The sequence below is a fragment of the Arthrobacter sp. SLBN-112 genome (genome assembly GCF_006715225.1).
In the GTDB taxonomy this organism is placed as follows: Bacteria; Actinomycetota; Actinomycetes; order Actinomycetales; family Micrococcaceae; genus Arthrobacter.
Map to the genome: position 1 here is coordinate 3501352 of NZ_VFMU01000001.1, position 20116 is coordinate 3521467.

The 20116-nt window shown below is 64.1% G+C and carries 21 protein-coding genes; 15 read left to right on the forward strand and 6 right to left on the reverse strand.

Annotation, left to right across the window (positions count from 1 at the left end; translation table 11 throughout):
• The first annotated feature begins 24 nt into the window (after positions 1-24).
• The 10 genes from FBY33_RS16090 (at position 25) to FBY33_RS16135 (ending at position 9686) form a co-directional block, all read left to right on the forward strand.
• A complete protein-coding gene (locus FBY33_RS16090; RefSeq protein WP_142031418.1) occupies positions 25-555 on the forward strand; it encodes a hypothetical protein in 531 nt (176 codons plus the stop codon).
• Positions 552-746, forward strand: a complete 195-nt coding sequence (locus FBY33_RS16095) for a hypothetical protein (protein WP_142031419.1) — start codon at positions 552-554, stop codon at positions 744-746. Before FBY33_RS16090 ends, FBY33_RS16095 begins: the two co-directional genes overlap by 4 nt.
• 53 nt (positions 747-799) lie before the next feature.
• Positions 800-1666, forward strand: coding sequence for an HNH endonuclease (locus FBY33_RS16100; protein ID WP_142031420.1), 867 nt, complete (start codon positions 800-802; stop codon positions 1664-1666).
• A 24-nt stretch (positions 1667-1690) separates the two neighbouring features.
• Positions 1691-2638 carry an alpha/beta fold hydrolase gene (locus FBY33_RS16105; RefSeq protein WP_142031421.1) on the forward strand — a complete coding sequence of 316 codons (948 nt, stop codon included), beginning with the start codon at positions 1691-1693 and terminating at the stop codon, positions 2636-2638.
• Positions 2639-2746: 108 nt separating this feature from the next.
• Entirely contained in the window at positions 2747-3769 is a 1023-nt protein-coding gene (locus FBY33_RS16110; RefSeq protein WP_142031422.1) for a LacI family DNA-binding transcriptional regulator, read from the forward strand.
• A gap of 144 nt (positions 3770-3913) precedes the next feature.
• Entirely contained in the window at positions 3914-5206 is a 1293-nt protein-coding gene (locus FBY33_RS16115) for an ABC transporter substrate-binding protein (RefSeq protein WP_142031423.1), read from the forward strand.
• 66 nt (positions 5207-5272) lie between these two features.
• A complete protein-coding gene (locus tag FBY33_RS16120; RefSeq protein WP_142031424.1) occupies positions 5273-6244 on the forward strand; it encodes a carbohydrate ABC transporter permease in 972 nt (323 codons plus the stop codon).
• Position 6245: 1 nt separating this feature from the next.
• Positions 6246-7124 (forward strand): carbohydrate ABC transporter permease, encoded by an 879-nt coding sequence (locus FBY33_RS16125; RefSeq protein ID WP_142031425.1) that lies wholly within the window; start codon positions 6246-6248, stop codon positions 7122-7124.
• Between the two features lie 2 nt (positions 7125-7126).
• Entirely contained in the window at positions 7127-8644 is a 1518-nt protein-coding gene (locus tag FBY33_RS16130; RefSeq protein WP_142031426.1) for a glycoside hydrolase family 32 protein, read from the forward strand.
• Between the two features lie 541 nt (positions 8645-9185).
• Positions 9186-9686: a DUF2087 domain-containing protein gene (locus tag FBY33_RS16135; RefSeq protein ID WP_142031427.1), complete on the forward strand. Its 501-nt coding sequence runs from the start codon at positions 9186-9188 to the stop codon at positions 9684-9686.
• Between the two features lie 58 nt (positions 9687-9744).
• On the opposite strand, the gene FBY33_RS16140 is transcribed toward FBY33_RS16135, so the two are convergent.
• The 3 genes from FBY33_RS16140 to FBY33_RS16150 all read right to left on the reverse strand — a co-directional run bounded on the left by FBY33_RS16140 (position 9745) and on the right by FBY33_RS16150 (position 13286).
• A complete protein-coding gene (locus FBY33_RS16140; protein ID WP_142031428.1) occupies positions 9745-10596 on the reverse strand; it encodes a phosphotransferase family protein in 852 nt (283 codons plus the stop codon).
• Between the two features lie 69 nt (positions 10597-10665).
• On the reverse strand, positions 10666-11538 hold the full coding sequence (locus tag FBY33_RS16145; RefSeq protein WP_142031429.1) for a hypothetical protein: 873 nt from the start codon (positions 11536-11538) through the stop codon (positions 10666-10668).
• On the reverse strand, positions 11538-13286 hold the full coding sequence (locus tag FBY33_RS16150) for an FAD-dependent oxidoreductase (protein WP_235010597.1): 1749 nt from the start codon (positions 13284-13286) through the stop codon (positions 11538-11540). The genes FBY33_RS16145 and FBY33_RS16150 overlap by 1 nt, the downstream gene beginning before the upstream one ends.
• Before the next feature lie 310 nt (positions 13287-13596).
• On the opposite strand from FBY33_RS16150, the gene FBY33_RS16155 reads away from it, so the two are divergent.
• The 4 genes from FBY33_RS16155 (at position 13597) to FBY33_RS16170 (ending at position 16005) form a co-directional block, all read left to right on the forward strand.
• Positions 13597-13899, forward strand: a complete 303-nt coding sequence (locus tag FBY33_RS16155) for a UBP-type zinc finger domain-containing protein (protein ID WP_442858352.1) — start codon at positions 13597-13599, stop codon at positions 13897-13899.
• A gap of 67 nt (positions 13900-13966) precedes the next feature.
• The gene (locus FBY33_RS16160; protein WP_142031430.1) at positions 13967-14659 is read left to right on the forward strand and encodes an MSMEG_4193 family putative phosphomutase; all 693 of its coding nucleotides are present in this window, start codon (positions 13967-13969) and stop codon (positions 14657-14659) included.
• 24 nt (positions 14660-14683) lie between these two features.
• Positions 14684-15238: a DUF3090 domain-containing protein gene (locus FBY33_RS16165; protein ID WP_142031431.1), complete on the forward strand. Its 555-nt coding sequence runs from the start codon at positions 14684-14686 to the stop codon at positions 15236-15238.
• Positions 15238-16005, forward strand: coding sequence for an SCO1664 family protein (locus FBY33_RS16170; protein ID WP_142031432.1), 768 nt, complete (start codon positions 15238-15240; stop codon positions 16003-16005). The genes FBY33_RS16165 and FBY33_RS16170 overlap by 1 nt, the downstream gene beginning before the upstream one ends.
• 133 nt (positions 16006-16138) lie before the next feature.
• Here the strand turns inward: FBY33_RS16170 and FBY33_RS20880 are convergent, their stop codons facing one another.
• A complete protein-coding gene (locus FBY33_RS20880; protein WP_160141970.1) occupies positions 16139-16342 on the reverse strand; it encodes a hypothetical protein in 204 nt (67 codons plus the stop codon).
• Positions 16343-16637: 295 nt separating this feature from the next.
• Between FBY33_RS20880 and FBY33_RS16180 the strand changes: the two genes are divergently transcribed.
• Positions 16638-17813 (forward strand): serine hydrolase domain-containing protein, encoded by a 1176-nt coding sequence (locus tag FBY33_RS16180; protein WP_200831402.1) that lies wholly within the window; start codon positions 16638-16640, stop codon positions 17811-17813.
• 536 nt (positions 17814-18349) lie between these two features.
• Here the strand turns inward: FBY33_RS16180 and FBY33_RS16185 are convergent.
• Entirely contained in the window at positions 18350-18556 is a 207-nt protein-coding gene (locus FBY33_RS16185) for a hypothetical protein (RefSeq protein WP_142031433.1), read from the reverse strand.
• A gap of 418 nt (positions 18557-18974) precedes the next feature.
• Entirely contained in the window at positions 18975-19679 is a 705-nt protein-coding gene (locus tag FBY33_RS16190; protein WP_235010598.1) for a hypothetical protein, read from the reverse strand.
• Positions 19680-20116 lie beyond the last annotated feature (437 nt).

Sequence of the window (20116 nt, forward strand, 5' to 3'; positions counted from 1 at the left end):
CGGGACTGCGCCTAAGCTGGTTTGGTGACCCCTGTCCCCTCCCCCGGCCCGCTGGACGTCGTCGTCCATTCGGGACCGGCGGACTGGTGGGTCATCCTGGCGGGGCTTGGACCCCTGGCCGTTCTTATCGCAGCCCTGCTTGCCTTCTACATCAACTGGCGGACGCTCAAGCAGCGCACCGCTGCTGACCAGACCGCGTTGGACCAAAAGCGAGAAGCGGACGCCGACGCCCTGCGGCAGAAGACCGAAGCAGACAGCCGTGCGGAATGGTGGCGCCGTACGCAGTGGGCGCTGGACCGGGCGTTGGATCCCGATGAAGGGACAAAGGCGCTGGGCCTGGCCACGCTGGAAGTCCTGGCCAGGAGTGAACTCGCCCGCACCGAGGAACTCGAGTTGTTCGACATCGCCTGGAAGAGTGTGTCCGGCGACGAGAACGGGGACGATGAAGAAGCCGGCACAGCGCCGGGGCGGGAGACGGCCTTCGTGGACGACGGTGGGAACTTAGGCGAGAATGGAACAACGGATGAAGACAATGCCAGGGAGGTTGAACCATGAGTGCAGCATCGCCTGAACACCGCCTTGTCCACCCTCCCCGGAACAGCGCTGCCAAGCCTGCCGGGAAAAAAGCCACCCCCGCCGAACACCGGGTCCAGGTTGCTGCGGCCAGGCTGCGCGTCACGCTTGATGAACGCCTGGGCCGGGAAACGCCCGCCAAGACCAAGGCCCTGGCCAAGGAACCGATCTAGGTTCCGTTGCAAGGGCTTGGGGGTCGACGACGCATGGCCGGGTTCGGTGGGCAGTGGCACTAATCCTTGGCTGCGGCTTGGGACGGCTGCGCCGCTGGGACTATGGGGCCGTCGTCGGGCAGGTGGCGCAGTCCGGCAGGTACCTGGACCGTTGGCGCATCGGCTCCCGCCCTGACATCCTCCCGGGAAGCGAAGCCTGGCTCCTGCTGCGAGGCAGCAATGATGCGGGCAGCGGACTGATCGGCCACGGGTGGGTGGCGTCGGAGCCGTACCAGGCTGCAACAGGCGAGGTTCCCGGTGCCCCGGACTGGTACATCGCGGTGGCCTTCGATTCACTGCTGCCGCTGGGTGAACAGATACGTCCCGGGACTCTTCGGGAGGCTTTTCCCGGCGGCCCCTGGGATATGGCGAATCCGCCCTCCCTGGTGAGCCTGCCGCCGTCGTCCGGGCCCGTTCTGCAGCGCTTGTGGCGGCAATACGGACCCACGACGACGGCTCCCACCGAGGTGGTGGCCGGAACCTGTCCCCCGGGCGCCGTCAGCAATGTCCAGGTGAACCGCTTCGAGCGGGACCCTGACGCGCGCCGGGCCTGCCTGGCCTTCCATGGCACCTCGTGCGCGGCCTGCGGCTTCTCCTTCGAGTCCGCCTACGGCGAGGCCGGCGCAGGAGCAACTGCCGTGCACCACGTGGTGCCGCCGGCGATGCTTGGCAGTGGATACCAGCTTGACCCGATCGCCGACCTCATTCCACTCTGCCATAACTGCCACGCGGTGGCGCATGGCGCCAACCCGGCGCTGACGGTGTCCGAGCTCCGGGGCATCACCTCGTCCGCCGGGCATCTGAGGGGTGAAGTGGTCAGTGATCCGGCGCTTCAGGCGCAGGAAGATGCGCGGCGGATCCTCGGAAGCGGCCAGCCGTAGGGTTTGCGGGGTTATCTTGGGACCATGGCGGAGCCGGACCGGAAAGAGTACGGGGTTGATCCTGAGGAGTTTGGTTCTGCCCTGGTGGATGCGGCTGCCCTCCTGGATGCGGAGTTGGGAGACGTCGATTGGTCAGTCCCGCCGGCGGGCTCGGTGCGTTTCGCCATCGATGTTCCAAGCGGCAGGCTGGCCGCCTTGGCGCTGGGTAATCCGGAAAGTCCCTGCGTACTCCTGGTACCCGGGGCCACCGGTTCGAAAGAGGATTTCTCGCTCATGATGCCCGACCTGGCTGACGCCGGCTACTTCGCACTGGCCTACGACCTGGCCGGCCAGTACCAGTCAGCAGGCGCAGGCCCGGAGAACCTGGAGCCGCCCCGGAAGCATTACGACTACCGGCTTTTCGTGGAGGACTTCCTGGCGGTCACGAAAACCGCTGCCACCCCCATCCACGTTGTGGCTTATTCCTTCGCCGGGATCATCGCCCAAATGGCCTATGTGGAACGCCCGGAGCTTTTCAGGTCCCTCACCCTGCTGGGCTGCCCGCCGGAGCCCGGGCAGGGTTTCAGGGGCGTGAGCCACCTCGGCCGCTTGAGCACGTGGGTGAACGGACGGGCAGGCGCTGCCCTCCTGATTTGGGGGATCCGCAGCGGCCGCATGGTCCACGTGCCGCCGGGACGGCAACGGTTCGTCAACTACCGTTTCCGCTTCACGCGCCGCGCCGCCGTCCGGGACATCTACACCCTCATGCAGAACATTCCGAATCTTCGGCAGCAGCTGGCGGAGGCCCCAATTCCCAAGTTCGTGGCCGTCGGCGAACACGACCTGTGGCCTCTTCAATTGCACCGGCTGTTCGCGCAAGCCATTCGCGCCCGCATCGGGGTATACAGGGGCGGGCACAGTCCGTGCGAAACATCGCCGCACCAGTTCAGTCGCGATCTTTTGGCGCTGTACGCCAAAGCGGACGAGGGGTAATCGAGGCATTTGAGCCGCGAAAGGCCTGGGAGGCCTTGACCGGAGCAAAACGTTTTGCATATAGTGATGCAGGCAACATACAAAACGTTTTGCAAAGGAATGAAGTCAATGGCGACCAAGGTAAACATCCGGGACGTGGCGAAAGCTGCCGGCGTGTCCGTGACCACCGTGTCCCATGCCCTGAGCGAAGCGCACAGCTCCCGGGTGAACGCCCAGACAGTGGAGCACATCAAGGCGGTGGCCGGAGAACTCGGCTACGCCCCCAACCGGCTGGCCAGCGGACTGCGCAACCAGCGCTCCCGGATCCTCGGCCTGGTCAGCGACGAGATCACCACCACCCCCTTTGCCGGCGCCATGATCCAGGGTGCACAAGACGCAGCCTCCGAGCACGGACACCTGCTGATGGTGGTCAACTCCGGCCTGGACAATGAACTCGAACGACAGGAAATCCGGGCCCTGCAACAGCACCAAGTGGACGGGGTCATCTACGCCCGGATGTTCCACCAGCTGGTATCCGCTCCGGGCGAGCTGAACGGCCTGCCGACGGTCGTGCTGGATGCGGCCACGAACGATCCCCGGCTGTCCTCCGTGGTGCCGGATGAATTTGGCGCCGGCCAATCAGCTGCCGAACTCCTGGTGGCGGCAGGCCACGGCAGGATCGCCATGATCAACAACGAGGACGACATTCCGGCGGCCCACGGGCGGCTTGCAGGCTTCCGCGAACGCCTGCTCCGTTCCGGACTCGAACTGGCCGAAGGGAACCTGGTGGCCGCACATCCAAGCACGGCCGGAGGGCGGGAAGCGGCACTGCAGCTGCTGTCCGGAACGGAGCGGCCCACGGCGCTGTTCTGCTTCAACGACCAGATGGCCATGGGCGCCTACCAGGCCGCCGGCCACCTCGGCCTCAAGGTGCCGCAGGAGCTCTCGATTGTGGGGGTGGACAACCTCGAACTCATCGCGGATGCGTTGTGGCCCGGGCTGTCCACGGTGGCCCTCCCCCACTACGAAATGGGCCGGTGGGCCGTCCTCAAGCTCCTCGCCGAACTTGATGACCCGGACGCCGCCCGCATCCAGGAAAAGATTACCTGCCCGCTCGTTGAGCGGGAGTCCGTGGCTCCACCCCAAGACTGAACCACCCAAAGACTGAGCCGGATTCGCACAGCGGACCCGGCCCTCAGTAAAACCCGCAAAAAGGGAACGCAGCCGTTGCAGCGGCCGCGTTCCCGGCAGGACCCCATCAATCCCTCCACTGTGTCCAAGCAGAAAGACCGACCCATGAACAAGACGCTCACCAAGGTCCTCGCGACCAGCATAGCCGCAGCCGCACTCACTGCCACCCTCGCCGGCTGCGGAAAGGGCAGTGCCTCCTCCTCCACGGAAGGATCCGGCGAAATTGCGCTGTGGACCCACAACGCAGGCAACCCCGATGAACTGGCCGCCGTCCAAAAGATCGTCGACTCCTACAACGGCAGCCAGGACAAGGTGAAGATCAAGGTCCAGGCTTTCCCCCAGGACTCATACAACGACTCCGTGGTCTCCGCAGCTGCGGCCGGGAAGCTGCCATGCATTGTGGACATAGACGGCCCCAACGTCCCCAACTGGGCCTGGGCCGGCTACCTTAAGCCGCTGGAACTGGGCGCGGACCTCTCCAAGCAGCTGCCCAGCACCGTGGCGGAATGGGACGGAAAACCCTACGCGGTTGGCTACTACGACGTCGCGTTGGCCATGATGGCACGCGCCTCGGACCTTAAGGCTGCCGGCGTCCGTGCTGCCACCGTCGAACAGCCGTGGACGAAGGAAGAGTTCCAGGAAGCCCTTACCAAACTCAAGGCGCTGGGCAAATGGGACTATCCCCTGGACATCGGCACTGCCGGGACCGGCGAATGGCTGCCGTATGCCTACTCCCCGTTCCTGCAGTCCTTCGGTGGCGACCTGGTGAACAGGGACGGCTTCCAGAGCGCCGATGGCGTGCTGAACGGCGACAAGGCAGTGGAGTGGGCCGGCTGGTTCCGCGGCCTGGCCGACCAGGGCTTCATGGCCAAGAAGAGCGGCAAGGACTCCACCCAGGACTTCCTGAACAACAAGAGCGCCATCGTGTATACCGGCTCCTGGGCTGCGGACAAGGCCAAGGCAGCACTGGGCGATGACCTGGTGGTCATGCCGCCGGTGGACCTGGGCAAGGGCCCGAAGATCGGCGGCGCCTCCTGGCAGTGGGGCGTCACCAGCGGCTGCAGCAACTCCGAAGCGGCCATGGACTACCTCTCCTATTCACTGAAACCGGAGAACATTGCGGCGGTGGCCAAGGCAACGGGCGCCATTCCCGCCAGCAACGAGGCTGCCGCCCAGATCCCGGCCTTCGCCGAAGGCGGGGCCAACCGGATCTTCATGGACTTCTCCCGCAACTACGCGGTGATGCGGCCGGAGACCCCCGCGTACCCCTTCATCGCCACCGAATTCGGGAAAGCCACACAGGACATCCTCAACGGGGCAGACGCCCAGTCAACCCTGGACAAGGCCGTGAAGGCGATCGACGCCAACATCAAGTCCAACGGCGGCTACAAGAAATAGCCGGACCCGCGGGAGGCCCGTACCCAACGGTGCAGGCCTCCCAGGCCCGGTCGATCGGAGAATCCCATGGCAACTGTTCCCCTCCCCACCCGTCCCCGCGTTCCCGAAGCATCAAAACCCGCCCCGCCGCCGTCGGACGCCAAAACCAACGCACGCCGCCGCCCAGGCTTCCGCCGCGACCAGCTCAGCGGCTGGGGCATGATCGCCCCGGCAGCAGTGCTGCTGCTGGCCTTCGTCTTCATCCCGGCCATCCTCGGCTTCGGCCTGGCCTTCACCAACGCCAGGCTCATTTCACCCCGTCCCGTCGAATTCGTGGGAGTGGACAACTTCGCACGGCTCTTCACGGACCCCACGTTCTACCGGGCACTGCTCAACGTGGCCTACTTCACCGTGGTGATTGTCCCGGTGCAGTCAGGCCTGGCCCTGGTGATGGCGCTCCTGATCAACAAGAAGTTCCGGGGCGTGAACTTCTTCCGTACCGTGTACTTCCTGCCGGTGGTCACCTCCATGGTGGTGGTTTCGCTGCTGTGGCTGTTCATGTACCGCAAGGACGGCCTGATCAACGAGATTCTCTCCACCGTCAGCTTCGGCCTGATCAAAGGACCTGACTGGCTGGGCGACCCCATTACCGCCATGCCGGCCATCATCATCCTGTCCATCTGGCAGGCCGCGGGCTTCCATATGATCATCTGGCTGGCGGGGCTGCAGGGCATTTCCGGCGAGCTGTACGAGGCGGCGCAGCTGGACGGCACCAGCCGATGGCAGCAATTCCGGTACGTGACGTGGCCCGGGCTGTTCCACACCCGCAGCCTGGTCCTGGTCACCATCACCATCCAGGCCCTGGGCCTGTTCGACCAGATCAGTGTGATGACGCAGGGCGGCCCGATGGATTCAACCACCACCATCGTTTACGAGGCCGTCCGGTCCGGCTACCGGCAGCAGGAAACCTCCTATGCATCCGCCATCTCGCTGGTGTTCTTCGTCCTTGTACTGATCGTCTCCGCGGTGCAGCGCTACCTCACGCGGGAGAAAGACTGACATGAAAAACCAACTGCTTTTCAGGAGCGCCGGCACCATGCTGGTGCGCGTCCTCTTCGCCGTCGTCGCTGCCTTCCCCATAGTCTTCATGCTCGTGTCCTCCTTGAAGCCGGACCAGCAGATCTTCGGCGACATGTCATCGCTTGCGGCGTTCCTGCCGGTGGGCAACATCTCCTTCGACAACTACGCCGCCGTGTTCGACCGTGTCCCGGCGGCACGCTTCCTGCTCAACTCGGTGGGCGTCTCCGCCGTCACCGTGGTGCTGGGGATCTTCGTCAACAGCGTGTGCGCCTTCGCCCTGTCCCGCATGCAGGTAAAGGGTAAGAAGATCGTCTTCACCGCGATCCTGGCCACCCTGATCGTGCCGTTCCAGACCCTGGCCCTGCCCCTGGTGTGGTGGGTCAACCAGCTCCCCTACTTTGAGCTGAACGGTTTCAGCCTCGAGTTCTCCAAGGGCTGGCTGGACACCTACCAGGTCCAGATCATTCCGTTCATCGCCAACGCGTTCTCCATCTACCTGTATCACCAGTATTTTGAGTCCATCCCCAAGGAACTGGATGAAGCAGCCCGGATCGACGGTGCCGGCTGGTTCAAGATTTACCGCCAGGTGGTCATGCCCCTGGCAGGCCCGGCCACGGCGACGGTGGCGATCCTGACCTTCCTGCCGGCCTGGAACTCCTACCTCTGGCCGCTCATGGTGGTCCAGTCCGAGGAACTGCGGCCTGTGATGATCGGCATCCAGTACTTCTTCCAGCTGAACGTCTCGTGGGGCGAGGTGATGGCCTACGCATCCCTGATTACGGTCCCGGTGGTGGTGCTCTTCATCGCCTTCCAGCGTTCGTTCGTCAACAGCATCGCCTCCAGCGGCGTGAAGGGCTGAGCATGAAGACATTGACGACGGCGGCAGGCGCACCTTCGGTGTCCACCCCGGACCCTTTCCGGCCCAAATGGCATTACACCTCTGAGCGCAACTGGCTTAACGATCCGAACGGGCTGGTGTACCTGAACGGCACCTACCACCTCTTCTACCAGCACAATCCTTTCGGCCCGGAGTGGGGCAACATGTCCTGGGGACACGCCACGTCCGGGGACCTGCTGAACTGGGACGAGCAGCCGGTGGCGATTGCATGCGATGAGCACGAAGCGATCTTTTCCGGCTCGGCCGTGTTCGACGAACTCAATACAAGCGGCTTCGGCACGCCCGCTAACCCCCCGCTCGTCGCCGTGTACACCAGCGCCTATACCGATGCCTCCCCGCTGGCCGGCCGGCAGGCCCAGTCTCTGGCGTACAGCCTGGACGAGGGGCTGACCTGGACCAAGTACCACGGCAACCCAGTCCTGGACCGCGCATCGGCGGAGTTCCGGGACCCGAAGGTCTTTTGGTACGACGGGGACGCGGGCAGTTACTGGGTGATGGTCGCCGTGGAGGCGGTGCAGCGCCAGGTGGTGCTGTACAAGTCCGATGATTTGAAAGCGTGGGAACACCTGAGCACTTTCGGACCCGCCAATGCCACCGGCGGAGTGTGGGAGTGCCCGGACCTTTTCGAGCTGCCCGTCGACGGGAATCCGCAGGACAGCCGGTGGGTGCTCATCGTGAACATCAACCCGGGCGGTGTCGCCGGCGGCTCAGCGGGGCAGTACTTCCTTGGAACCTTCGACGGCGTGGCGTTCCGGTCCGGGTCGACCGTCACGGAGGGCCTGCAGAGCGACGGTTCGCGCATGCGCGAGTACGGCTGGCTGGACTGGGGACGGGACTATTATGCCGCCGTCTCGTTCAGCAACATGCCCGATGGGCGCCGCGTCATGATCGGCTGGATGAACAACTGGGACTATGCCCGGGAGACGCCCACCGGAGAGTGGCGAAGCGCCATGTCCCTGCCACGTGAAGTCTCACTCACCCGCGTGGACGGGAAGCCGGCGCTGCGGCAGCAGGCCATCGATCCGTTTCCCGGGCTTGAATCCGCACAGTTGCAGCTTGGACCGCAGGCCTTGGCACCTGGTCTTTTGGCACTGCCTGCTGCGGCAGAGGTGGCACGGATTGATGTTGAGTTCCGGCCGGGCACTGCGGACAGCGTGGGGCTGCTGGTGCGGAGCGCGGATACCGAACGCACCGTCGTCAGCTATGACGTGGCGGAGGGAATACTCAGGCTTGACCGCCGGGAGTCGGGGAACGTCAGTTTCCATGGAGCTTTCCCGTCTATTGAAGCCGTGGCGGTTCCCCTGCAGGACGGCCGCCTCCGGCTGCGTGTCTACCTCGACCGCTGCTCGGTGGAGGTGTTTGCCCAGGAGGGCCTGGCCACGGTAACGGATCTGGTGTTCCCGTCGTTGGCGGGCACGACGCTGGCGATTTTCGCCCACGGTGAGGGCGCGCACCTCGTGGCGCTCGACGTCGTCGGCTGACTCCGTGGAAGGCCTGCGGTCTCCCCGGTAATCCTTTGATTGATGCGGAACATCACAAGGCTGATCGAAATTCTGTGAGGGCACCCACAGATCGCATACTTCGGGGTTATCCTCGAAAGGCGTATCCAGTTGTTGGGGCAGGGCAAGGCGCAACTGCGGTCTGATCGCCGCGGGTCAGTTTCATCATTTGCATTCGCACCGGGGGAACCGGAGACCATGACGGCGGCCCTCGGCTGGGACAAACAACCCCCGTCGTGGTCCGAAGTGTTCAAAATGGCCGGGGAGCAGGATATCTGGGAACGCCTGGGCCATGGCGACTGGGGAAAGTTCAAGTTTGGGAAGGCCAGTCCCAGGTTGGCATCCGTCAAGTGTGCGGGTGGTGGCTGGCCAGCAACAGGGCCACACGTCCCGCCGGGTCCGAACACTCCTGCAGGGGGTTCCGGGAACAGGAGCTTCAGGGCTACGATCTCTGATCACCCACTGACACATATGGTTTCGCTGGCCGGCAAAGGAAAAAACTGACGTGGCCGAAAGCAGGAGAATGAGCGGCCCCCATTGGCGCCGGGTCCTGGGAACGCTCGGCAACGGCGATGCCCGGATTGCCTACGCCCAGATTGTGCTCGGGGCTGCGCCTGCCGACATCCTGCCTGAAGTAAAAGAGCAGCGGCGGAACCGGGCCATCGCTGGCCTTCTCGAAGCCGGGCTCGTGGAGCAGCAGGCGTCAGGCGACTTGGTAGCGTCGGACTCGATATTCGGCGACTTGCTCGTCCAGCAGCCACGCCGGCAGCCCCGGACGGGACTCGACAAGTTCCTGCGGCTCGGCCGGATCGAACGGTACCCGGCGAACGTTGCGGATCGGCGGGAGCTCCTTGCCAGGATTGCGGGTGAAGTCATTGCGCCCGGAGAAAAGCTAACAGAGAGGCAAGTCAACGAACGGCTCCTCAGTTATACCGACGACGTTGTGCTGCTGCGCCGCTACCTGGTCGACTTTGGACTACTGGAGCGCACGCCCTCGGGCTCTTCCTACTCCTTGGTGGAGTAGCGCTGCGTTACCCAGCCCTGGGGCCGGCTCGGTGAGTTCGTCGCCCGGAGTTTGCTGCCTAGAAGTTCAGCAGGGCCTCACCCAGCATGCGATGGCCCTGGGCTTCGAACGCCGTGTCGCCCACAAGAAAAGCCCACACGGCCGTGCCCACTGCTTCCCTCAGCAATTCGATCCGCCACGGATCCTGCGCCCGCGGATCCTCTCCGTACCCGTCCAGGAATGCCGATTCGAGGGCCGGGTCCTTCTGCCACTGCTGCACGGCAAGCCGGCAGAAGTCGCTCGCGGCCGGCCGGAAGTCGAACCGGCCGAAGTCTATCGCCTTGAGCTGCCCTTCATGACTGACCCAGTTTCGCGGATGCCAGTCGCCGTGGGTCGGAACAACCCTGACCTGCGAAGGACGGTAATCCATCAGGTGCCGCCGGATGTCCCGTTCCAGTCTCGGATCAATCCTGTGGCGGCGGTCAAGCCAGCTCAGGGCTTTCTGCGTGGCTTGGGCTTCATAGTGGTCGTCCACCCGGTGTTCCTCTGCGTGGAGCATGCTCAACAGCTGCCCGGCCTGGCGGTGCAGTCCCCTGTCCAGTTCGTTTGCAGTGCCTTCCACCAGGTCCCCGTCGAGATATTCGAGGACCAGAACGTTCGCGGGCCGACTCGAGTGCAGCATGAGCGGGGCGCGGCCGGCAGCCAGGAGCGGGCGGGTATAGGAGGCATAGGCCGTGATCTCCCGGTGAAGGTGATGATTGTCCGGGCCAGCGGCCTTCACAATTCTCGCCTGGCCACGGGCATGGACCTTGAGGACCTTCGTGTCCGTCAGTCCCCATGACAAGTCCTCAACGAGTTCCGGCACGCCCAGCCACCGTGCCACCAGTTCGGCTTGGGGCGCAGACAGGCTGCCCCGGTCCCATCCCTCCATGCCGCGAGCCTATCAATGCTGGCTCAGGGAAGACCCGGCGCCCTGTGCGCGGCATAGGGACCCTTCCAATCAAGCAGGAGCAGCCGGGCCCCGGGAAGTCGTCCAACGCGATAGCGCCAGTGCCCACCCGCCGGCCACTCCAATGGCAAGTAGAACGGTTACGAAGGCGATCGCCGGTCCGCTGGGCCATGCGAGGGCGCCGCCATACCGCAGCAGTGCAAGCGCCTGAAGAAGAACGAATGCAACGGAGGTCATGGCCACTGGGCGGACGGTGCGGAGGTCGCGGCTGAACTGGCCCTGGGCGGCCGCCCATCCCAGACCGACCAGCCACGCCCCGATGGCCCGCGCTGTCAGTTCGGACAGTGTCCACGGCCACCAGCGCGCGGCGAGCGTGGGTACTGCCAGGAGCGCCACGCCATACAACAGCAGTACCCCGGCGATTCCCGCCAGGAGCAGCCGGAGCGCAGGGGGCAGCACTGGCGGTCCCGCTGCTACGGATTTTGGGGCGGGGCGCCGCGACCGGATCTGCATCCTGCTGATGATGAGCATCGCCACGGGCACCAGGGCATAGATAGCCAGCCACGCCCACGTGGCAATCCGGGCAGTGGGGGCAGCATTTGAAGCCAGGTGGAAGCGATCGATATGGAGCAGGGTGACTCCCAAAGTCAATGCAGTGAAGATGAACACGGGCCAGACAGCCAGCCTCGCTGAATTCCATCCCGCCGACCGGGCGCCCGTCACCTCCAGGCCGGCACTCGACCAGTATGCCGCGCCGAGGAAGACCGCGGTCATGGGTGGATTGACAGTCCACGCGAAGAACTCATCAGTCTGGAGCGGAAAGACGAACAGCACGAGCCCGGCCAGGAACACGAGGAACGCAGCGACATAGAGCAGCCACCGCATCGGCGGGATCAACGGTGCAGCTTCAGTTGAAGCGGACATCACCGGGCCAGTTCCCCGGGCGCGGCTGCCCCATTAGGGGCAGTAGATGAGGCCGGCAGAGGGTTTTCGGCCAGGTACGCATGAAGCATCGAGACCACGGTGGCGCCGTCCCCCACTGCGGTAGCCACTCTCTTGATGGAACCCGCCCGCACGTCGCCAATCGCGAAGATGCCAGGCATGCTGGTTTCCAGCGCCAATGGGGCCCTGTCCGCCCCTGCGGACCCGCCGTAGCTGACATCCCTGCCGCCCGTGAGCAGAAATCCGGCCGGATCCCGCTCCACAGTTGCGGGCAGCCAGGAGGTCCGCGGCACCGAACCGATCAACACAAACAAGCCGCCCGCTTCGATCTCCTCGCCCGGGACTGTATCGGCCGCTCCGGATGCGGCTACCTTGACGGCGGCGAGGAAACCATCCTGGTCGCGGGCCCCTACGATGGCGGTGCCAAAGCGGATCGCCACATTCCGGGTGGCTTCGAGCTGGGAGATGAGGTACTCCGACATACTGGCCGAAAGTGTGGGTCCGCGTACCAGCAGTGTCACCTTCTTCGCATACCTGGCAAGGTGCAGAACCGCCTGTCCGGCCGAGTTACCGCCGCCCACGACACATACATGCTTCCCGGCCATTGACGGCGCCTCGGAGACTGTGGCCCCGTAGAAAACGCCTCTGCCAACCAGGTCCTCCAACTGGGGTATGCCGAGCCGGCGGTAGTCCACTCCGGTGGCCACCACGACTGTGCGGGAATGCACCACGCTGCCATCGGAGATCGACACGGCGTACAGTGTCCCGTCCATGTGGAGCCCCTGCACCTTCCGCAGGAACAGGAAGTCCGTGCCCAGGGTCCAGGCCTGGTGGAAGGAACGGTAGGCCAGGTGGGCGCCGCTCACACCGCGGGAGAAGCCCGGGTAGTTCCGGATGAGCGAACTGGTGCCGGCCTGGCCACCCACAGCCTCTCCTTCCACCACCATGGTGGAGAGGCCCTCGGAGGAAGCATAAACGGCGGTCGCGAGACCGGAGGGCCCAGCTCCAACCACCACTACGTCGAAGATCTTGTCCGCCGGTGGCGGCCGGGTCACCCCCATCGCTTCGGCGATCTCCAGGTCAGTGGGGTTCTCCAGGACAATTGGCGGAGCGGTGAACTCAAGCACCATGACCGGCAGCGCGGGGTCGCGCAGGTCCAGGCTCTCCAGCGTCCGTTGCGCGGTCTCGGACCCTACAGGGTGGAAGACCGCGGGGATGTGGTTCCGGCTCAAGGAGTCACGCAAGGTGTGCGTCCTTTCGTCGCCTACCTCCCCGATCAGCCGGACCGCCTCGAACCCGACCCCCTGGGCCAGGTGCCAGTCGTCGAGGGCGTCGGTAATAGCCCCATGGAATTCCTCGTCGCGCAATCGTTCGGGACGTATGATCACCAGTTCGGCGTACCCCTGTGCCACGGCGTGGAAGACAGTCGGGGCGCTTGCGAAGTCACCCCATGTCACCACGACGCCACGTTTGGCGGCCGGGTGAAAGCCATAGGCGCGCCGCAGGAAATCAAGTCCCCCGCGGTCGGCTGGTCCGTAGCACCCAAGGATGAGGGCCACCTGGCGATTCCAACGGCGAAGCCCCTCCAGCACCGCCCGGCCGTGCGCGTGGCCGTCGCACGCCACCACCTCATAGTCGGCACCGTACCGTCGACGTAACTCATCCCCAAGAATGCGCCGGGAGGTCGCGTCCGTGGTGGCAATCAGCATGATCGGAACCGGGTCATCCATAGCCGCCGTCTTTCCGGTTCAATGGTTCGGTGGCGCTCACGATACTCGCGCTGCGACACCGGGGACAAGGGTGATTCTTACCTCCAAGGCGGTCCTTGACCACCGAAGCCAGAGTCCTATCAGATCCCGTGTTTGAGGCCCTGATTTGTCGTTCCAAGGGCGCGGGGATAGTGCCAGAATTGCTTCAACCAGCGGCAAGCGGGATGACCTGTACTTGTGAAGAAACGGAGGGATTGAAATGGAGGACTCCATGGAGGACCGCCCTGTTCCGGGAATCAGCCTCGCCGCCACGCCCAGTGGAACAGGGTGCATGGAGTGCCTCAGCGGTGATGGCCCAGGCTGGTGGCTGCATCTTCGCCGCTGCGCCCAATGCGGCCATATCGGATGCTGCGATTCATCGCCCTCACAACATGCCAGTGCCCATGCCCGCACCGCAGTGCACCCTGTGATGAGATCCTTTGAGCCTGGCGAGAACTGGTTCTACGAGCACACCACAAAAAAGTTCTTCCGCGGCCCACGGCTTCCGGATCCCCAGTCCAGGCCCATAGACCAGCCCTCACCTGCGCCGGCAGAGAAGGTACCGGCGGACTGGCGGGAGCGTCTCCACCGGTAGCCGCGGATTTCCGAACCAATCGAATCGACGCCGGAATTCGCCGGAGGAGGCTGGTTAGGCTGTATGGATGGCGACACTTATCCTCGTGCGGCACGGCCGCACCACTGCCAACGCCGCTGGACTGTTGGCCGGTCGGGCGGCCGGCGTCACGTTGGACCAGATCGGGCGTGAGCAGGCAGCTTTGACGGGAGACCGGCTCGCGGCCGTGCCCTTGGCCGGGGTGGTATCGAGTCCCCTCGAGCGTTGCCGGCAAACCGCCCAGCTCATCCTCGATCGCCAGGCGGGTAATCCTTCTGCGCCGACCGATCCCGATCTCACGGAGTGCGATTACGGCCAGTGGCAGGGCCGCATGCTTAGTGATCTCGCCACCGAAGACCTTTGGGCGGCTGTGCAGTCGCAGCCGTCCGCCGTCGTTTTTCCCGGCGGTGAATCCATGGCGGCAATGCAGGCCAGATCGGTAGCAGCAGTCCGGCGCCACGATGCAGCCTTCGAAGCCGAATACGGGCCAGGAGCCGTGTGGGCGGCAGTAAGCCACGGTGACATCATCAAATCGATCCTCGCCGACGCGTTCGGTATGCACCTCGACCTGTTCCAGCGCATTAACGTGGGCCCTGCCTCCGTATCGATCGTGCATTATGGTGCTGTGCGGCCCAGCGTCTATGCGACAAACACGGACGCCGGGGACCTGTCGTGGCTGTCGAACGGCATCAAGTCCGGGGATGCGCCGGTGGGCGGCGGGCCAGGGCAAACGGCGAAGTGAACCTCATGTGCCTAAAATACTCACATGCCCACACGCGTTCACGAGTTTGCCTGGCCTGACCGGGTCGTCATCGGCACCGTCGGCCTCCCGGGGGCACGCACGTTCTACCTGCAGGTCCGCACCGGCAAGCAAATTGTGAGCATCGCCCTCGAGAAGCAACAGTCCGCCGAACTCGCCGGGAAGATTGACGAAATCCTGGATCAGCTCATCACCCTCGAGGGCAACCCCTTCAGCATTCCCACGGGTACTCCCATCGAACTCGTGGATAACGACCCGCTTGAGGCCGTCGAGGAGCAGTTTCGAACCGGCGCCATGACCCTGGGTTGGGATCCGACGACGGCGCAGGTGGTCATAGAGGCATACCCGCTCACCGACCTCGATGCTGACGAAGACGACGAACCGCTTGATGGAAACGGCGCTGACGCGCCGGAAATGCTGCTGGTGCGGATGCCGGTTGGCACCGCCCGCGCATTCGCCAAGCGGACCCTTGAGGTGGTGGGCGCGGGACGTCCAGCATGCCCGATCTGCGGTTATCCCATGGACGCCGACGGGCATGTCTGCACCCTGCCCGAGGTTTGATGCCGGCACCCGACCTGCTGACTGGCGAGCTGACGCTCACCGGGCGCATCACGACGGCGTCGAATGCCACCTTCGTGGGGACCATCGGCGACACCACGGTCGTTTATAAGCCGATAGCCGGCGAGAAACCGCTGTGGGATTTCCCCGAGGGCTTCCTTGCCCACCGGGAGGTTGCCGCCTACCTGGTTTCTGAGGTCCTGGGCTGGAACGTGGTGCCACGCACCTGGCTCCGCGATGGTCCCCTGGGCCACGGAATGGTGCAGCTGTGGCAGGAGACTGACCCCGACCAGAACGCGGTGGATCTCGTTGCGGCGGACGACGTTCCGGAGATCGGGTGGAAACAGGTCCTCGAGGGTCAGGATGAAACGGGGCGGATGGTCGCTCTCGTCCACGAAGACACACCGGAGCTCAGACGCATGGCGGTGTTCGATGTCGTCGTCAACAACGCTGACCGCAAAGGCGACCACATCCTTGCCATGCCGCACGGGCACCGGCACGGCGTGGACCACGGGCTCACCTTTCACAGTGAGCACAAGCTGCGCACGGTGCTGTGGGGGTGGCTGGGAGACGCCCTGACGGCCGAGGAACTTGAGGGCATCGACCGTGTCAGCGCAGGACTGGACGGTGAGCTGGGCCGAAGGCTGGCGGACCTGCTCAGCGCCGAAGAAATTGCGTCGCTCGTGGCGCGCTGCGCCCGGTTGCGGATGACACGGCGGTTCCCTGCTCCCAGAGGTGGGATGCCCGCGGTGCCCTGGCCGCTGTTTTAAGGACATCAGGGAGACGGACTTAGCTCTTGCCGGCCAATTCAACGGGCAGTCCACTGCTTCGTCGCCGAGTACTTTTTCTGCAGGAAGGCCCGGCTCGAACGGCGTCTACTTGGACAATTCGGGGCGGCTGCTCCTATCGGGCTGCAGCGCCCATCCTTACCGAGACGAGCACATCGTCACTGCCGTCACCGTTCTCTTCGCCGGAGCCACCGGTGACCTCGGCCAGCGCATTGTTAGCGAACTCCTCCGCGCGTGGCAGGGTATGCAGTACTTCGTCAGCATGTTCAGCGGCGAGGCCGAACTCCATCACGTCAACAACGATCGCTACGGCCCGCATGAGTGGACCTGGGTCCGCGATGTCCTCCAGGCGCACCGGAACGTGACAACGGACGATCGCCGACCCGGGCGCAGTATGAAGGCAGTCAAGGATCTGCGGACTGTGACGTCACCCGCCTCTTTGCCGCATGCTACGGGTCGCCGCCCCGAGGCTGGGCTGCTGCGCGAAGGATTTCCCACCGCGCCGCTCAGTCCTAAGATTGAGGGGCTGGGGCGACGGTGCCGCCACAAGTTTGGCCGGACGTGGTGCCGTGGGCGGCCGCTAACCTGTCATCTCGTCCCGAGCGGATCCGGCAATGAGCACGAAGAATTACGTATTGAGGCGGGCGTCGCTCGCAGTCGTCCTCCTTGTCTCTGGCTGTACCTATTCCAACGATGAGCCCGCACAGCCATCGAGCTCGCCCAGCCCCTTCGCTTCCTTGGAAAATCAGGTCCAGCTGTTCATGGACGAAGGCGCGGTGGCCGCCGTCGTCCAGATCCGCTGGCCCGAGGGCGAGTGGTCCAGGGCCTACGGCGTGCGCGACCTCGAGACCAGGGCGCCGGCTCAGCCCACGGACCGGGCGGAGGTCGCCAGCGTCACCAAGACGATGACGGCCGTGGCCGCGCTGAAGCTCGTGGACGACAACCTCATCAGCCTGGACGATCCCGTGAATGACGTCATTCCCGGGTTTACATCCACGCTTAAGCCTCCGGGTCCCATCACCGTAAGACAGCTGCTGAGCCACACGTCCGGAATGCCCGAGGTCAACGATGCTCTGCCGAAGGATGTTGACTTCCGCCCTGTGCTGAGCCAAACACTCACGATGGAGCGGGGCCTGCAACTGGCAGGGACCCTCCCCTGGACCTCTGCCGATGTCGGGTCTTTCAAGTACTCGAACACCAATTACCTCGCACTCGGCCTCCTCATCCAGACGCTGCGGCACAAGCCCTTCGTCCAAGTACTGCAGGAGGAGGTCTTAGGCCCTCTCGGTTTGAAGAACACCAGCCTGGACCGCATTGACCCTCACGAAGCCGGTCTTTTGCACGGCTACGTGACCCTGCGCGGTGAACGGGTAGACACCACAGACAACACCTTCGCGGTCGGCAACCCGGCCGGCGGCGCTGTCTCCACGATGGAGGACCTGAACCTCCTCATGGCCGGAATATTCCAGGGACGGGCGGTCTCAGCGTCGTCCCTGCGGGAGATGAAGACCAGCCCCAGCTTCCGTCCGTACGGGCTGGGCGTATGGGAGCATGCGGACGGATGCTCGAAAAACTCGCGGCACGAGGGCCGGGGCTCGTTCTGGGAATACCAGACCGTCGTAGTCAGCAGCGGAGACGGGCGGTACCAGGCCGCGATGACAGTCACAACACCACCAATGCCTACCGAGTTAGAGGACCCCTCCACGCGCGACAAGCGCGACTACCTGAACGGCCGAATCGAGTCTTCACTCAACGAGGCATTGGACCGCATCTGCAAGCCGGCCAGCTGAGAAAGGCCGTGCTCGCTCAGACGGCACACCAGGAACGGGAGAACCTGCGCAGGCTCGGGTATCGAACCCTGCTTGCCATTCAATGATGGGGACCGGAACAAGAATCAGCAGATCCGTGGCGGTTCTGTTGCCACCCTAAGGCTGTTTAGATCCCGCCTCCTCCGACTGGTCCTACCCAGCCACTGAACTCTCCTCCTCGCCTCTGGCGCTCATCGTCGTCCTTTCCGCAGCGGAGACAGCGCTTATACAAGCTGCCGTCTTCGGCGTGTTCGACATGCCATTTATGGCTGATATTCAGCTTGCACAACAGGGCCTTCATGGCCTTCTCCCGTCCGCGTATCTGGCAATTTCAATGATGGCCCTCGCGTGACACGGACGGTACTGGCAGTGGCACCACTATGACAGTCCGGCATCGGCCTAGCGCCGGAACCCATGTATGCGCAAGTCGAGATCGCTCTGGCTGCGGCGGATTCGACCACTCCACCTGGCCTTCAGCCGCCTACTCACGAGCGTGAAGAAGCTGGCGGGGTTGTCCGCTAACCAAATCCGCCGCCTCCTCCGGTCGGCCCCAGCCATCCACTCAATCCCAGCCATCTACTGAACTCGCCGCGGCGACGCCCGCCGCCGTGGTCATCGTCGCCCTTGCCGCACCGACGGCAGCGGCTGTAGAGGCTGCCGTCTTCGGCGTGTTCGACATGCCAGTCGTGTTGAATGTTCAGCTTGCACAGCAGTGCCTTGCGCATAACCTTCTCCAATCGCTGCAGCAGCCACTCCGGCAATCCAATGATGGCCCTCGTCCAGTCGCGGCGAAACCAGCAATTGCTAGTTCTCAATGCTGCTGAGGACCAGCAGAGGAAGGCTCAGCCGGGGATGGTGAAGAAGCTGGCCGGGTCGTCGGCGCCCAGGATGTCCTGGTGGAAGGCGATGGCGTCCAGCACTGGATGTCCACGGAGAGGGCAGTAGCCGTCGGCAGGCGGGCGATGACCTGAACAGCGTTGCCTCGGTTTTACCCACCTCACCAAGCGCTAAAGTTGCCGTCTCCCCGCTGGCGCTCATTGTGGTCCTTTCCACAGCGGAGACAGTGCTTATACAAGCTGCCGTCTTCCGCGTGGCTCGGCATGCCAATCGTGCCGTATGTTCGGCTTGCGATCGCCTATCGCATCAGCTGGACACTTCTCGGAGCTTGAACACGATCGAGTCGAAGACGGCGCGTGCCTCCCTTGTCAGCTCCGGATTAATCGATTCGTGGAATTGGACCACCCAGAACATAGCGCGATGGCCGTCCAGATTGACCACCCGGTAGGTTTCCCGCTCAGCAGTGCTCGAGTACCAGCGTGTGCATAGGTTCGAATATCCTGAGTGGACGCAAAACTGACCGTTGTCGCAGGCTTTGATGTCCACGTCGCCCTCCACGGAGTGGTCGAACTCGACCCCGGAGTAATCGCCCACCATGACCTCGACGGGAGGGGTGCTGGCCGTTGACGTCTGCGCCGTCATCGCATCGACGAAGGCCTTGGCCGACGGATTGACCTCCACGAGCGAGCCCTGCCACTTGCATGCGTCCCTCGGCACATGGTTGGAGGGCCACCAACCGACGAAGACCCCCAAGTCATCCGGGTGATCCGGGTCGTCCTTTCCCAGGCCATCGCCGTCTTCACTCACCCAGCCGTCTGGGACGGTGATCTCGAAATTCTCTTTGAAGCTGGTGACGAGGTATGTACCGGGGTCGATGTCGCCGCTGTCCGGCAGCGGTGGGACCGTGGGCACCGGTGGGACCGTGCGAGCCTCCGTAGTTGGTGCGGGGGATGACGTTTCGGTGGCAGTGCACGCCGAAAGGCCGAGGCAAACGGACAACACTGATGTCATGGAGATGAAATCGCGTAGCAGCACCCGCATGGAGGCCTCCAAAGGCAACCCGTATGCTGCGGACGTTACGCCCAGCCAACACTGACCACAAGAGACGCCAGAAGCCAATGCTCCCCTATTTTGGATAACGGGGAACGGATGGTGAATCCCCCCGCTGGGCGACTGTGGTCATCGCCGCTGGTTCGCCATCTCACATTAGTCGTCAAATCGCCAAGTAGCTTCCGATCTCACAACGGACGCCTGTGAGCTGCAGGTCGACTTGGAAGAACTTTCAACAAGGAACAGCGGGATCCCCCGAGGCAAGTGCTTCCGTGCAGAAGGACCGCAGCCAGTTCACTTGGAAGTTCGCGGCGCCGATGGAGGCTATCGGCAAACTGTTCCGCCAGTGGTCCCGCAAGTTGCCAAAAAGCGCTGCCAAAAGCCAGTCGCTGCCCAAG